Annotated in this window: 13 protein-coding genes and 1 riboswitch; of the genes, 4 read left to right on the top strand and 9 right to left on the bottom strand. The window is 71.7% G+C overall.

Translation table 11 applies throughout. The features are described 5' to 3' along the window. Position 1 precedes the first annotated feature (1 nt). The 3 genes from BQ6202_RS09690 to surE are packed head-to-tail and all read left to right on the top strand — an operon-like array spanning position 2 to position 2,594. The gene (locus BQ6202_RS09690) at positions 2-829 is read left to right on the top strand and encodes an ABC transporter permease (protein ID WP_072315090.1); all 828 of its coding nucleotides are present in this window, start codon (positions 2-4) and stop codon (positions 827-829) included. A 29-nt stretch (positions 830-858) separates the two neighbouring features. Then, entirely contained in the window at positions 859-1,836 is a 978-nt protein-coding gene (locus BQ6202_RS09685) for a 1-phosphofructokinase family hexose kinase (RefSeq protein WP_072314270.1), read from the top strand. Then, on the top strand, positions 1,836-2,594 hold the full coding sequence (surE, locus tag BQ6202_RS09680; protein ID WP_072314269.1) for a 5'/3'-nucleotidase SurE: 759 nt from the start codon (positions 1,836-1,838) through the stop codon (positions 2,592-2,594). Before BQ6202_RS09685 ends, surE begins: the two co-directional genes overlap by 1 nt. Before the next feature lie 75 nt (positions 2,595-2,669). On the opposite strand, the gene BQ6202_RS09675 is transcribed toward surE, so the two are convergent. The 5 genes from BQ6202_RS09675 to ribD form a co-directional block, all read right to left on the bottom strand. After that, entirely contained in the window at positions 2,670-4,022 is a 1,353-nt protein-coding gene (locus BQ6202_RS09675) for an MFS transporter (RefSeq protein ID WP_072314268.1), read from the bottom strand. A 209-nt stretch (positions 4,023-4,231) separates the two neighbouring features. Beyond that, positions 4,232-4,732: a 6,7-dimethyl-8-ribityllumazine synthase gene (gene ribH, locus BQ6202_RS09670; RefSeq protein WP_072314267.1), complete on the bottom strand. Its 501-nt coding sequence runs from the start codon at positions 4,730-4,732 to the stop codon at positions 4,232-4,234. A 2-nt stretch (positions 4,733-4,734) separates the two neighbouring features. Continuing rightward, positions 4,735-6,039 (bottom strand): 3,4-dihydroxy-2-butanone-4-phosphate synthase, encoded by a 1,305-nt coding sequence (ribB, locus tag BQ6202_RS09665; protein WP_072314266.1) that lies wholly within the window; start codon positions 6,037-6,039, stop codon positions 4,735-4,737. Next, positions 6,036-6,659 carry a riboflavin synthase gene (locus BQ6202_RS09660; protein WP_072314265.1) on the bottom strand — a complete coding sequence of 208 codons (624 nt, stop codon included), beginning with the start codon at positions 6,657-6,659 and terminating at the stop codon, positions 6,036-6,038. The genes ribB and BQ6202_RS09660 overlap by 4 nt, the downstream gene beginning before the upstream one ends. Next, positions 6,659-7,675: a bifunctional diaminohydroxyphosphoribosylaminopyrimidine deaminase/5-amino-6-(5-phosphoribosylamino)uracil reductase RibD gene (gene ribD, locus BQ6202_RS09655; protein WP_072314264.1), complete on the bottom strand. Its 1,017-nt coding sequence runs from the start codon at positions 7,673-7,675 to the stop codon at positions 6,659-6,661. Before ribD ends, BQ6202_RS09660 begins: the two co-directional genes overlap by 1 nt. Before the next feature lie 49 nt (positions 7,676-7,724). Continuing rightward, a riboswitch (FMN riboswitch) is annotated at positions 7,725-7,864 on the bottom strand. A 279-nt stretch (positions 7,865-8,143) separates the two neighbouring features. Between ribD and BQ6202_RS09650 the strand changes: the two genes are divergently transcribed. Next, positions 8,144-8,887 carry a DUF559 domain-containing protein gene (locus BQ6202_RS09650; RefSeq protein WP_072314263.1) on the top strand — a complete coding sequence of 248 codons (744 nt, stop codon included), beginning with the start codon at positions 8,144-8,146 and terminating at the stop codon, positions 8,885-8,887. 327 nt (positions 8,888-9,214) lie between these two features. On the opposite strand, the gene BQ6202_RS09645 is transcribed toward BQ6202_RS09650, so the two are convergent. The 4 genes from BQ6202_RS09645 to BQ6202_RS09630 all read right to left on the bottom strand — a co-directional run bounded on the left by BQ6202_RS09645 (position 9,215) and on the right by BQ6202_RS09630 (position 12,652). Continuing rightward, on the bottom strand, positions 9,215-9,796 hold the full coding sequence (locus tag BQ6202_RS09645) for a GNAT family N-acetyltransferase (RefSeq protein WP_072314262.1): 582 nt from the start codon (positions 9,794-9,796) through the stop codon (positions 9,215-9,217). Continuing rightward, positions 9,793-10,788, bottom strand: coding sequence for a tryptophan--tRNA ligase (gene trpS, locus BQ6202_RS09640; RefSeq protein ID WP_072314261.1), 996 nt, complete (start codon positions 10,786-10,788; stop codon positions 9,793-9,795). The genes BQ6202_RS09645 and trpS overlap by 4 nt, the downstream gene beginning before the upstream one ends. Positions 10,789-10,798: 10 nt before the next feature. After that, positions 10,799-11,626 carry an exodeoxyribonuclease III gene (locus tag BQ6202_RS09635; protein ID WP_072314260.1) on the bottom strand — a complete coding sequence of 276 codons (828 nt, stop codon included), beginning with the start codon at positions 11,624-11,626 and terminating at the stop codon, positions 10,799-10,801. Between the two features lie 63 nt (positions 11,627-11,689). Next, entirely contained in the window at positions 11,690-12,652 is a 963-nt protein-coding gene (locus BQ6202_RS09630) for a YihY/virulence factor BrkB family protein (protein WP_072314259.1), read from the bottom strand. Positions 12,653-12,679 lie beyond the last annotated feature (27 nt).

Here is a 12,679-nt window from a genome sequence, read left to right as displayed (position 1 = left end):
GCTGCGCACCGACGAGCTGCTCGAGGCTCCCGCTCCCACCATCCGCGGTCCGCTCCGCGGCCTCTACTCCGGCAACACCCGCTCGGTGGTCGCGCGCGGCCTCCACGTGATGGCGCGCACCAACTGGGTGGTGGTGCTCACCGGCTTCTTCGAGCCGGTCTTCTACCTGCTCTCGATGGGCATCGGCCTCGGTGCGCTGATCGGCTCGGTCGAGTTCTACGGCACCGACGTGCCCTATGCGGCCTACATCGCGCCGGCGCTGATGGCCGTGAGCGCGATGAACGGCGCCGTCTACGACTCGACGATGAACGTGTTCTTCAAGATGCGCCACGCGAAGCTCTACCAGCAGATGCTCTCGACCTCGCTCGGCCCGCTCGACGTGGCGCTCGGCGAGATCGTGCTGGCCCTCTTCCGGGGCCTGCTCTACGCCTGCGGCTTCATGGCGGTGACGACGCTCATGGGCCTCAACCTGTCGTGGACGGCGGTGCTCGCCATCCCCGCCGCGCTCGTGATCGCCTTCGGCTTCGCGTCGTTCGGCATGGCGGTGACGAGCTACATGAAGACCTTCCAGCACCTCGACTACGTCTTCTTCCTGATGGCGCCGATGTTCATGCTCTCCGCCACGTTCTTCCCGATCGAGGTCTACCCGCAGGGCATGCAGTGGGTGATCCAGGCGCTGCCGCTGTGGCACGGGGTCGACATGATCCGGCAGCTCACCACCGGGCTCATCCAGCCGTCGATCTGGCTGCACCTCCTCTACTTCGGCGTCATGATCGTGCTGGGCCTGTGGTTCACGACGGCGAGGCTGCGCGCGCTCTTCCTGCGCTGACGCTCAGCCGGCGATCCTAGGGTGGCGGCATGCCTCGCGTCGTGATCTTCGCACCCGCCCCGATGCTGACCGTCACCATCGAAGAGCTGCACGGCGAGCCAGACGTGCACCTGCACGTCGGCGGGCAGGGCGTGTGGCAGGCGCGGATGCTCGAGGCGCTGGGCGCGGACGTCGCCATCGTGTGCACGGTCACCGGCGAGGCGGGATCCGTCTCGCGGCACCTGCTGGAGGGGGAGGGCTTCGAGGTCGTCGCCATCGAGCGAGAGGGCAGCAGCCCGGCCTACATCCATGATCGGCGCGGCGGCGAGCGCGAGCCGATCGTCGAGGCGCAGGGGGAGCCGATCTCGCGGCACGCCCTCGACGCGCTCTACTCGGCCATGCTCAGCGAGGCGACGGGGGCCGACCTCGTCATCCTCTCCGGCCCGGACGGCGACGAGACGATCGAGGCCGACGTGTATCGGCGGCTCGCGAGCGACATGCGTGAGCTCGAGAAGCCGGTGCTCGTGGATCTCGCCGGTCCGCGGCTGGAGGCCGCGCTCGAGGGCGGCGTCGACGTGCTCAAGGTGAGCCACGAGGAGCTCGTCGCCGACGGCCGCGTCGAGGACGGCGAGGACGAGCAGCAGCTGCTGGCAGCAGCCCGCGAGCTCGTCGCAGGCGGGATCGAGCTGGTCGCGATCACCCGCGCCGCCGAGGGCTCGATCGTCGTCGGCGAGCAGGGCAGCTGGCGCGTCACCGCGCCAGAGCTGGAGCCCGTCGACACCCGCGGTGCCGGCGACTCCTACACGGCAGGCCTCGCTGCCGTGCTCGCGAGCGGCGGCGATCATGCAGAGGCGGTGCGCACGGCGGCGGCGGCCGGAGCCGTGAACGCGACGAGGCGAGGCCTCGGCACCGGCGACGCAGCGGCCGTCAGGGCGATCGCCGAGCGCGTGCAGCTGGAGGAGCTCGGACGGGCCGACGACCGGACGACCGACGGGCAGAAGGACGAGCAGAAGGACGAGGACGACTGATGCGCGCACTGATCACCAACGACGACGGCATCGACTCCCCGGGCCTCGCGGCGCTCGCGGGTGTCGCGGCGGCCGCGGGCCTGGAGGTGGTGATCGCGGCGCCGGCGCACGAGCACTCCGGTGCCAGCGCATCCATCATCGCCACGCAGGGCGCGGCTGTCACCGCCGCAGGAGGGAAGGGCACGGTGCGCTCGGAGCGTCGTCGCCTCGAGGGCATCGAGGGCGAGGCCTATGCGGTGCACGCGGCGCCGGCGCTCATCACGCTGCTCGCGCTGCACGGCTCGTTCGGCGGCGCGCCCGACGTGGTGCTCAGCGGCATCAACCGCGGCGCGAACGTCGGGGGCGCCATCATGCACTCGGGCACGGTGGGCGCGGCGCTCACCGCCGGGCAGGGTGGCGTGCGGGCGCTCGCCGTCTCGCTCGACGTCGGCCTCGTCGAGCTGCCGCAGCAGCACTGGGGCACCGCTGCGACGATCGCCGGTCGCGCGCTCGCGCGGCTGCTCGACGCTCCCGCGGGCACCATCCTGAACGTGAACGTGCCGAACGTGGCAGACGCCGAGGCGCTCGAGCTCGTCGAGGCGCCGCTCGCTCCCTTCGGCATCGTGCAGACGACCATGACCGAGCTGGACGGCGACGACGTGCGGCTCTCGATCCGCGAGCACAGCGCGGCGGATGCACCGGGCACCGACATGGAGCGCCTGGCGGCGGGAGCCGCGACCGTCACCGTCGTGCGGACGATCGCCGACCGCACCCCCTGAGGGTCGGCCGGAGACGCGCAGACGGCCGGCGACCCTCCTCGGGCAGCCGGCCGTCCGCATCCGTCGGGGGAGCCGTTAGCGCTCCATGTCGATGTCCTTCGTCTCCTTGGAGAGGATCAGGGCGACGAGCGTCAGCACGCCCGCGCCCGAGAGGTAGACGCCCACCCAGAATGGGCTGCCCTGGCCGGCCGTCCACAGCGCCACCGCGATGAAGGGGGCGAGCGCAGCACCCAGGATCGACGCGACGTTGTAGCTGACGCCCGAGCCCGTGTAGCGCACGTTGGTCGGGAAGAGCTCCGGCAGCAGCGCACCCATCGGGCCGAACGTGAAGCCCATCAGCGACATGCCGATGATGAGCCACGCCATGACGCCGAACGTGCCGCCGCCGGTGAGGGGCACCCACAGCAGGCCGAACGCGATGATCGCGACCGTGACGATGATGAGCGTGCGGCGACGGCCGAAGCGGTCCGCGAGGGGACCCGACACCAGGGTGAAGATGCCGAAGAAGACGACGCCGACGATCAGCATGAGCACGAAGGTGTTGTACGAGTAGCCGAGGCCGGGCACGTCCGCGTCCACAGGGGCACGGCCGTAGGTCAGCGAGAACGCGGTCATCAGGTAGAACAGCACGTACGTCGCGAGCATGAAGAAGGTGCCGAGGATCAGCTCCCTCCAGTGCCCGCGGAAGACGGTCGCGAGCGGCAGGCGCTGGATGGTGCCGGTGGTCTTCGCCTTCTCGAAGGAGGTCGACTCGACGAGCTTCAGTCGCACCCACAGGCCCACGATCACCATGACCGCGGAGAACAGGAACGGGATGCGCCAGCCCCACTCGAGGAACGCGTCGGAGGGCCGCGAGGGGTCATCGCTGGGCAGCGCCGCGGCGATGATGAGGAAGAGGCCGTTGGCGATGATGAAGCCGACGGGGGCCCCGAGCTGGGGGAAGGTGCCGTACCAGGCGCGCTTGCCGGCCGGCGCGTTCTCGGTCGCCACGAGGGCAGCGCCCGACCACTCGCCACCGAGCGCGAAGCCCTGCGCGAGGCGCATGAGCACGAGCAGCGCGGCGGCGACCCAGCCGATCTGCGCATAGGTGGGCAGCACGCCGATGAGGAAGGTCGCGATGCCCATCGTCAGCAGCGCGCCCACGAGCGTGAGCTTGCGGCCGTGCTTGTCGCCGAGGTGACCGAAGACGATCGAGCCGATCGGCCGGGCGACCATCGCGGCACCGAAGGCGGCGAACGAGGCGAGCAGGGCCGTGGTGTCGTCGCCGGTGGGGAAGAAGAGGTGCGGGAACACCAGCACGGCGGCGGTCGCGTAGACGTAGAAGTCGTAGAACTCGATCGTCGTGCCGATGAGGCTGGCGAAGATGACGCGGCCACGGGAGTTGGCGGGCTTCGGCGCGGTGGCCGTGTGGGGGGCAGAGGTGGACATGCTGCTTCCTGACGGGTTCACGCGCGAGGTGGATGCGGGTGTGCGGTGCGCGTGGGTGGTGCGGACCGCTCGTGACGGGCCGGTCGCGTCGGAGACACCCTTGACTCCGCGTGGACGACGGTTCATCGTAACCGTTCATCTGCACCACGGCGCGCACACAGGAAGGTGCGCCACGCATCCGCGTCGCTGTGACGGATGCGCGGCGTGCGTCAGTCGCGCAGGCTGCGCAGCGCGAGCGCCGCTTCGACGACCGCCTCCGCGGCCTCCCGGCCCTTGTCCTCCTTCGAGCCGGGCAAGCCGGCCCGATCGATGCCCTGCTGCTCGTCGTCGAGCGTGAGCACACCGAAGCCGACCGGCTTGCCGCTGCGCACGGCGACCTCGGTGAGTCCGATGGTCGCGGCCTCGGAGACGTACTCGAAGTGGGGCGTGCCGCCGCGGATGATCACGCCGAGCGCCACCGCGCCGTCGAAGCCGGCCTCGAGCGCCGCCTGCGCGACGACGGGGAGCTCGAACGAGCCCGGCACGGGCAGCTCGGTGACGTCGGCGCCCATCTCTGCGAGGGCACGACGTGCGCCCTCCAGGAGCCCGGTCGCGATCTGCTCGTGCCAGCGGCCGTGCACGACGGCGATGCGCATGCCGCGCCCGTCGAGGTGGGAGGCGCCGTCCGCTCCTGCGGCGCCTTCGTGCTGGGGTCGTCCTGCTCCGGCCATGGCTAGCCCTCTTCCTGTTCGTCGTCGTGCGCGGTGCCTGCGGGCACCGACGCCGGCGCTGCCGCGGGCAGTGCCTGCGGCAGCGCGTGCCCCATCCGGTCGCGCTTGGCCTGCAGGTAGGCGGTGTTGTGCGCGCCGACGCCCACGAGCAGCGGCACGAGCTCCTGCACCGCCACGCCGTGCTGCTCGAGCGCCTCGCGCTTGAGCGGATTGTTCGAGAGCAGCCGGACCGAGCTGATGCCCTGCTGGCGGATGATCGCGGCGGCCGCGCCGTACTCGCGGCCGTCGGCCGGCAGGCCGAGCGCCAGGTTGGCGTCGAGCGTGTCGAGCCCCTGCTCCTGCAGGCGGTAGGCGCGGAGCTTGTTGATGAGCCCGATGCCGCGGCCCTCCTGGCCGCGCAGGTAGACCACCATGCCGTTGCCGGCCGCCTGGATCTGCTCGAGCGCGGCGTCGAGCTGCGGCCCGCACTCGCACTTGAGCGAGTGGAGGGCCTCGCCGGTGAGGCACTCGGAGTGGACTCGCACGAGCGCGCCGTCGGCGAGCGCGTCGCCGGCGATGATCGCCAGGTGGTCGGCTCCCGTCTGCCGGTCGCGGAACGCCGCGATGCGGAACGTGCCGAACGCCGTCGGCACGTTCGTCTCGACCTCGAAGGAGACGCGGGCCGACTCCTCGTTGGTGCCGCTGCAGGCCGTCGGCAGGCCGCCTGCGTCGAGGTAGTCGATCAGGTCCTCGATCGTGATGACCGGCAGGTCGTGCTCGTCGCCGAACGCGATGAGCGCCGGCAGGCGTCGCATCTCGCCCGCGTCCTCCACGAGCTCGCCGATGACGCCGACGGGCGGGAGGCCGGCGAGCTGCATCAGCTCGACCGCGGCCTCGGTGTGGCCGGCCCGGGCGCGCACGCCGCCCTGGACGGCCCGCAGCGGCACGATGTGCCCGGGTCGCCGCAGGCTCGTCGCGGTCGATGCCGGATCGGCGAGCACCCGCAGGGTGTGCGCGCGGTCGTCCGCCGAGATGCCGGTCGACGAGCGATCCGCCGCATCGACCGTGATCGTGTAGGCGGTCTGCCGCTCATCCTGGTTCTCGAGCACCATCAGCGGCAGCCCCAGCTCGTCGGCGCGCTCGGCGGTGAGCGGTGCGCACAGGTAGCCGGAGGTGTGCCGCACCATGAACGCGATCCACTCTGCCGTCGCGAGGTGCGCCGACATGATCAGGTCGCCCTCGTTCTCGCGCCCCTCGTCGTCGACGACGATCACCGGGCGGCCCTCGCGGAGCGCCCGCAGGGCGACATCGATCGTGGTGATGCTCATCGCTTCGCCTCCAGCTGCAGCATGCGCTCGACGTGGCGGGCGACGATGTCGGTCTCGATGTTGACGCGCTCGCCGACCGAGCGGAAGCCCAGGGTCGTCGACGCGAGCGTCTCGGGGATGAGGGACACCTCGAACCACTGCTCGGGCTCGTCGGGGGCGCTGATGGCCGAGACGGTGAGCGAGATGCCGTCGATGGCGATCGACCCCTTCGTCGTGACGAGGTGCGCGTGCTCGGCGTCGAGGGAGCAGCGCACGGTGCGCTGCCCGTCGCCCTCGCTGATCGCGAGCACCGTCGCGGTGCCGTCGATGTGGCCCTGCACGATGTGGCCGCCGAGGCGATCGCCCACCGCGGCTGCGCGCTCCAGGTTCACGCGGTCGCCCGGGCGGCGCTCGCCCAGCGTGGACATGTCGACCGAGACCCGCATGACATCCGCGGTGAACGCATCCGCCGTCTGGTCGACCACGGTCAGGCACAGGCCGTTGACCGCGATCGAGTCGCCGTGCGACGCGTCGCTGACCGCCAGCGGCCCGCGCACGGACAGACGCCACGCGCCCGGGTCGGTGGCGTGGGGCTCGAACGAGATGATCTCGCCGAGCTCTTCGATGATGCCGGTGAACATCACTGCTCGCTCTCTGTCATGGCCTCGACCAGGAGATCCCGGCCGAGCTGCTCGAGCCGCGTCACCGTGAGGCGTCGCTGCTCGTTGATCGTGGCGACGCCGAGGTCGTCGAGGGCCGTGCGAGGGCCTCCGAGGAGGGTCGGCGCGAGGTAGACGCTGAGGCGGTCGGCGAGGCCGGCGCGGATGAAGGCGCTGGCGAGCGTCGGGCCGCCCTCGACGTAGAGGGTCTGGATGCCGTCGGCGGCGAGCGCTGCGAGCTCGCGCCCGAGGTCGTGACCGGCGGTGCGGTAGCCCCGCGGATGCTCGCGCAGCGCCGCGGTCGCGGGCATCTCGCGCTCGCCGAAGACGACCGGGAGCGGCTGCGGTGCGTCGGGATCGCCCTCGACGCGCGCCGTGAGCCGCGGGTCGTCGGCGAGCACCGTGCCGGTGCCGACGGCGATCGCGTCGTGCGCGCTGCGCTCGCGATGCACGTGCGCGCGCGCCTCGGGGCCGGTGATCCAGCGGCTCGTGCCGTCGGTCGCAGCCGCCCGCCCGTCGAGGGACTGCGCCCACTTGACGGTGACGCGCGGGCGGCCGGTGCGCTGCACGAAGAGCCAGTCGGCGATGAGCGCCTCACCCTCGGCCTCGTCGAGGCGGGCGACCTCGACGCCGGCGTCCCGCAGTCGGGCGCTGCCGCCGCTGGATGCGGCGCCCGGGTCGGCGGCGGCGTAGACGACGCGGCCGATGCCGGCCTCGAGCAGGGCGACAGCGCAGGGGCCGGTGCGGCCGACGTGGTTGCACGGCTCGAGGGTGACGACGGCGGTCGCGCCGCGGGCCTCGGATGCGCCCAGTCGCGAGAGCGCGTCGACCTCGGCGTGCGCGGTCCCGGCGCCGCGGTGCCAGCCCTCGGCGAGCGTGCGGCCGTCGGGGGAGAGGATGACGGCGCCGACCTGCGGGTTCGCCCCGCGCGGCCCGCGCAGGGCGAGCGCACGTGCGCGCGCCATCGCTGCGCGCTCTGCTGCGGTGATCCCCGACATCCGTTCCTCTCCGAACGCGCACGGGGATCCGAGGGGTCGCTGACGACCTCGCGTGCGCCTCCCCTCCGGACTCTCACCGTCGGTGCTGGAATTCCACCAGCTCAGCCGAACGATCGCTCGCCATGACGCGGTCGCTCGGGTCGCGGACTCTCACCGCCGGTTCAGACTTGCACTGACCCCGGGCACGTTGCACTCCCAGCCTACAACTCGTGCGGCCGCGACCTCATTCCGCGTCCCCTGCCCGCCCTGCGCCCCGCGGATGCTCGCGCAGCGCCGCGCGCGCGGACGACTGTCCACATGGCGCGGTGCTCGGGGAGCGAGAGTGCCCGTCTGCATCGCATCCTCGCGTCCATGTCGACGCTCCGAGCGCTTCCCCAGGGCTTCACCAGAGTGGATGAGTATCGGGAGCTGCGAGCCGAGGGTCTCAGCCGCCGCGATATCGAGGAGGCCTTGCGCTCAGGCGCTCTGGTGCGGGCGCGCCGAGATGTCTACGCCTGCGGACCCATCGATGAGCCGCTGCTCCAGGCGCTCCGGATCGGCGGCCGGCTCGCGTGCGCCTCTGCCGCCCGTGCGCTCGGCCTCTGGGAGCCGCAGGACACACGCCTGCACGTGCACGTGTGGGATGGATCGACGCGGCTGCGCGATCCGAGCGACCGCTTCCAGCGCCTGGCGCGGCGCGACGGCGTCGTCCTGCACTGGTCTGACCTGGACGCCGATGACGGCACCCGCTGCACGACCTCGGTCACCGCGGCCGTGCGCTGCATCGCGCGCTGCCTCGGGGTGCACGAGGCCATCCGGGTCGCGGACTCAGCGATGCAGCGACGCCGGGCGACGCGCGGCGAGATGCGTCTCGCCCTGCACGGCTTCGAGTGGAACGAGGAGCCCGCGATCGAGGCGGTCGATGCGCTGTGCGGATCGGGCTATGAGACCGACGCGAAGCTGCTGCTGCGCGCAGCCGGCCTCGAGCATCGCCAGCAGGTCCGCATCGCACGCGTCGGCGACGTCGACTTCATGGTGGGCGGTTGCGTGATCGTCGAGATCGACGGTCGAGCGACGCACGAGCAGACCTTCGAGCGCGACCGGGCTCGCGACGCTGAGGCACTGCTCCAGGGCTACATCACCGTGCGGGTGTCTGCCGCGTGGCTCGCAGGCAATCACGACCGCTTCGTCGAGCTCGTCCGGGCGGCGCTCGCGATGCATCCCAGAGGATGACGAGCGCTGGCCGCCGCGCTCACCCCGACGCGTGCACGACGCAAGTCGCCGAACCGCGATCCGCGTCGGAGCCAGCCGCGAAGCGGCATGTCGTCTGCTCCGCCGCGTTGAGGCTTGCGTTGTGCGGAGCTGGCCGCGCGCTGGTTCGCCGACGCTGCGGCATGTCGTCTGCTCCGCCGCGTTGAGGCTTGCGTTGTGCGGAGCTGGCCGCGCGCTGGTTCGCCAAGGCTTGTGCTGCGCGAAGAGGTCCGCGCGCTGGTTCGGCGGGACTTGCGGTGCGCGCCTGTTCGCGGCGCGCGGCGGAGGAAGTGCCCGAGCGAGCGCGCGTCAGTCCAGGCTCGGCCAGGGGAGCGCGCCCTCGGGCGCACCGGACGCCCGCCGCACCGCGACGTGCTGCACGACCGGCTCGCCGCGCTGCGTCGACTCGATCGTGCCGAGGTAGGTGAAGCCGGCGGCCTTCGCGACCCGCATCGAGGCAGTGTTGCCGTCGAAGCAGCTCCACGTGACCTCTGGCCAGGTGAGGCAGCCCTCTGCGTGCCCGACGACCGTGCGCACCGCATCCGTCATGAGGCCCTTGCCCTGCGCGTCGGGGTGCAGCCAGAAGCCCACCTCGCGCTCGAGCCCGCGCAGCCCGATGACGCCGGCGAGCGGGCCGCGCAGCGACTCGCGGATCGCGTAGACCCGCTCGTCGTGCTCGCCGCGCCAGCCCGCGGGCACGAAGACGCGCACGAACTCCTCGGCATCGGCGCGCGTGTAGGGCACCGGGGTCTCCAGGAACCGCACCGCCTGCTCGGTCCTGCAGGCCTCGACGATGCGGTCGACGTCATCCTCGCCGAGCGCGGTCAGCACGACCTTGGCGCCCAGCAGCGGCAGCGTCGGGCCGGCCAGGCGGGGAGTGGGCCCGGTCATCGCAGGCCCATCGCCTCCATGGCGCGGCGCAGCGTCGCGTCGGCGACTGCAGCGGCGCGCTCGGCGTTCGCTGCCAGCAGCCGGTCGAGCTCGGCCGGATCGGCCAGCAGCTCGAGCGTGCGCTCGCGCACCGGCGCCAGCTCCGCCACGACGGCGTCGGCCACCTCTGTCTTGAAGACGCCGTAGCCCTGGCCCTCGAAGTGCGCCTCGAGGTCTGGCACGCTCGTGCCGGTCATGGCGCTCATGATGCCGAGCAGGTTCGTCACGCCGGGCTTCTCGACCTTGTCGGCGCGGATCGAGCCCTCGGTGTCGGTCACGGCCGAGCGGATCTTCTTCGCCGTCTTCGCGGGCTCGTCGAGCAGCCAGACGATGCCCTTGTCGTTGTCGGCCGACTTCGACATCTTCGACTGCGGGTTCTGCAGGTCGTAGATGCGCGCGCCCTCGGCGCGGATGACCGGCTTGGGCTGGCGGAACGTCGAGCCGAAGCGCTTGTTGAAGCGCTCGGCCAGGTCGCGTGTGAGCTCGACGTGCTGCTTCTGATCGTCGCCGACCGGCACCACGTCGGTGTCGTAGAGCAGGATGTCGGCCGCCATGAGGATCGGATAGGTGAAGAGGCCGACCGAGGCCGACTCCTGCCCGCCCTTGGCGGTCTTGTCCTTGAACTGCGTCATGCGGCTCGCCTCGCCGAAGCCCGTGATCGTGCTCAGCAGCCACGCCAGCTGCGCGTGGGCGGTGACGTGCGACTGCACGTAGAGGCAGGAGCGCTCGGGGTCGATCCCCCCGGCGATGTACTGCGCGGCGAGCGTGCGCACCTGCTCGCGCAGCACCTGCGGGTCCTGCGGCGCGGTGATGGCGTGCAGGTCGACGATCGAGAAGAACGCGTCGAAGTCGCCCTGCATCGTCCTCCACTGCTGGAGGGCGCCGATGTAGTTGCCGAGGTGCAGCGAGCCCGAAGAGGGCTGGATGCCCGAGTAGAGCCGGGGCTGAGTCATCAGGTGGTTCCTAGAGGTTGTAGTCGACGACGACGGGCGCGTGGTCGGACCAGCGGGTGTCGTAGGAGGGGTAGCGGTCGACGCGGTACTCGCTCGCGACGGCCGCGAGCGCGGGGGAGGCCATGTGGTAGTCGAGGCGCCAGCCGGTGTCGGTGTCGAACGCCTTGCCGCGCTGCGACCACCAGGTGTAGGGGCCGTCGACGCCCGGATGCGCTGCACGGCCGACGTCGACCCATCCGTGACCGCGACCACGCGTGCCATCGGCGCCCGTCACCATGCCGGTGCCGAAGAAGCGGTCGAAGTAGGCGCGCTCCTGGGGCAGGAAGCCGGCGTTCTTCTGGTTGCTGCGCCAGTTCTTGATGTCGAGCGGCGTGTGGCCGACGTTGAGGTCGCCCATCACCACGACGTTGTCGCAGTGCTTGCGCAGCTGCGGCAGGCGCTTCGCCATCGAGTCGAGGAAGCGGTACTTGTCGACCTGCTTCTGCGTGCCGACCTCGCCGGAGTGCACGTAGGTCGAGACGACGGTCAACGGCGTCTCGCCGAAGACGAAGTCGGCCTCAAGCCAGCGGCCCTTCGTGTCGAAGGTCTTGAGCCCGATGTCGGTGCGGTGACCGATCGAGGGCTCGCGGGAGAGCACGGCGACGCCGGCGCGGCCCTTCGCGGTCGCAGGGTCGTGCAGCACGTGCCAGCCGGGCACGAGGGGCAGCAGGTCTTCGTCGAGGGCCCGCACCTCCTGCAGCGCCACGACGTCGAAGCCGCCAGACTCGAGCCACTCGCCCATGCCCTTGCGGAACGCGGCGCGGACGCCGTTGACGTTGACGGAGGCGATGCGGACCATGCCGTCGAGCCTACCGAGGCCCGCCCACGTGCGAGCGCCACGGGGCTCGAGCGAGGACAGCGCTCAACGCAGGCGCTTGGCCAGTCGTCGGTGCAGCCGAGCGGCGTCGCCGCCCTCCTGCCGGTTGGCCTCGAGCTCGCCCAGCAGCTCGCGTGCCTTGGCCGGGCTCAGCGTCGCGTCGATGCCCCCGGCGCGCACGAGGCGGGTGTAGGCACGGCCGGTCGGGCCGACCGCGACGAACGCGAGCACCAGCATCAGGATCTGCATGATGAAGCCGAGCCACAGCAGGATGATCACGGGTGCGGCGATGCCGGCCAGCAGGGGGTTGTTCTCGACCCCGCGGAGCAGCAGCGTGGCGAGCATCTTCAGCACCAGGAACGCGCCTGCGCACGCGACCGCGGCCGGCAGCATGACCCTGGACGGCAGCCGCAATCGGCCTCCGAAGCGGAACAGCAGCAGCACGATGCCGGTGTCGAGCAGCAGCTGCACCCCGACGCTCACCAGCTGCGTGGCCCAGCCGAGCCCGAGCGCGGTCACGAGGGCCTCCGAGGCGATCTGCACGCCAGAGGAGACGAGCACCAGCACGCCGATGCCGACCGCGACGCCGAGGTCGCCCAGCTTCAGCATCAGGAGGTTGGCGGGTGGCGCCTCGAGGTCGAACATCGCGCGGAAGCCCTCCCTGCTCACCGCGATCCACGCGATCGCCGTGAAGAGGATCGCGACCGCCGCGACCGCACCGGCCCAGCCGATGCGCGAGCCGGTGAGCGACGCGACGTCGAGCGCTCCGCCCTCCCCGATCAGGCCGGGGATCGCGGAGGAGAGCGTGGCGATGACGGCGTCGCGCAGCTCCACGTTGCCGCCGAGCACGGCCATGAAGATCGCGAACGCGACGAACAGCGCTGCGAACAGCGACAGGAAGGCCTGCAGGGTCATCCCCTGGGCGAGCACAGGGCCTCTCGTCTCGGCATAGCGCTGCCAGGTGCGCCAGGGCCGAGAGCGCATGACGCGGTCGATCAGCTGCTGCATCCCCTGCCCTCCTGCTCGCGTCGCGAC

Source organism: Agrococcus sp. Marseille-P2731 (assembly GCF_900117395.1).
GTDB lineage: Bacteria > Actinomycetota > Actinomycetes > Actinomycetales > Microbacteriaceae > Agrococcus.
Note: the sequence above shows the minus strand (reverse complement) of the source record. Positions and strands in the feature narration are given on the sequence as shown.

Coding starts and splice junctions, on each gene's coding strand:
- BQ6202_RS09675 (WP_072314268.1), bottom strand. CDS start 4,022: ATGTCCACCTCTGCCCCCCACACGGCCACCGCGCCGAAGCCCGCCAAC.
- BQ6202_RS09630 (WP_072314259.1), bottom strand. CDS start 12,652: ATGCAGCAGCTGATCGACCGCGTCATGCGCTCTCGGCCCTGGCGCACC.
- BQ6202_RS09645 (WP_072314262.1), bottom strand. CDS start 9,796: ATGACCGGGCCCACTCCCCGCCTGGCCGGCCCGACGCTGCCGCTGCTG.
- trpS (WP_072314261.1), bottom strand. CDS start 10,788: ATGACTCAGCCCCGGCTCTACTCGGGCATCCAGCCCTCTTCGGGCTCG.
- surE (WP_072314269.1), top strand. CDS start 1,836: ATGCGCGCACTGATCACCAACGACGACGGCATCGACTCCCCGGGCCTC.
- BQ6202_RS09685 (WP_072314270.1), top strand. CDS start 859: ATGCCTCGCGTCGTGATCTTCGCACCCGCCCCGATGCTGACCGTCACC.
- BQ6202_RS09660 (WP_072314265.1), bottom strand. CDS start 6,659: ATGTTCACCGGCATCATCGAAGAGCTCGGCGAGATCATCTCGTTCGAG.
- BQ6202_RS09635 (WP_072314260.1), bottom strand. CDS start 11,626: ATGGTCCGCATCGCCTCCGTCAACGTCAACGGCGTCCGCGCCGCGTTC.
- ribB (WP_072314266.1), bottom strand. CDS start 6,039: ATGAGCATCACCACGATCGATGTCGCCCTGCGGGCGCTCCGCGAGGGC.
- ribH (WP_072314267.1), bottom strand. CDS start 4,732: ATGGCCGGAGCAGGACGACCCCAGCACGAAGGCGCCGCAGGAGCGGAC.
- ribD (WP_072314264.1), bottom strand. CDS start 7,675: ATGTCGGGGATCACCGCAGCAGAGCGCGCAGCGATGGCGCGCGCACGT.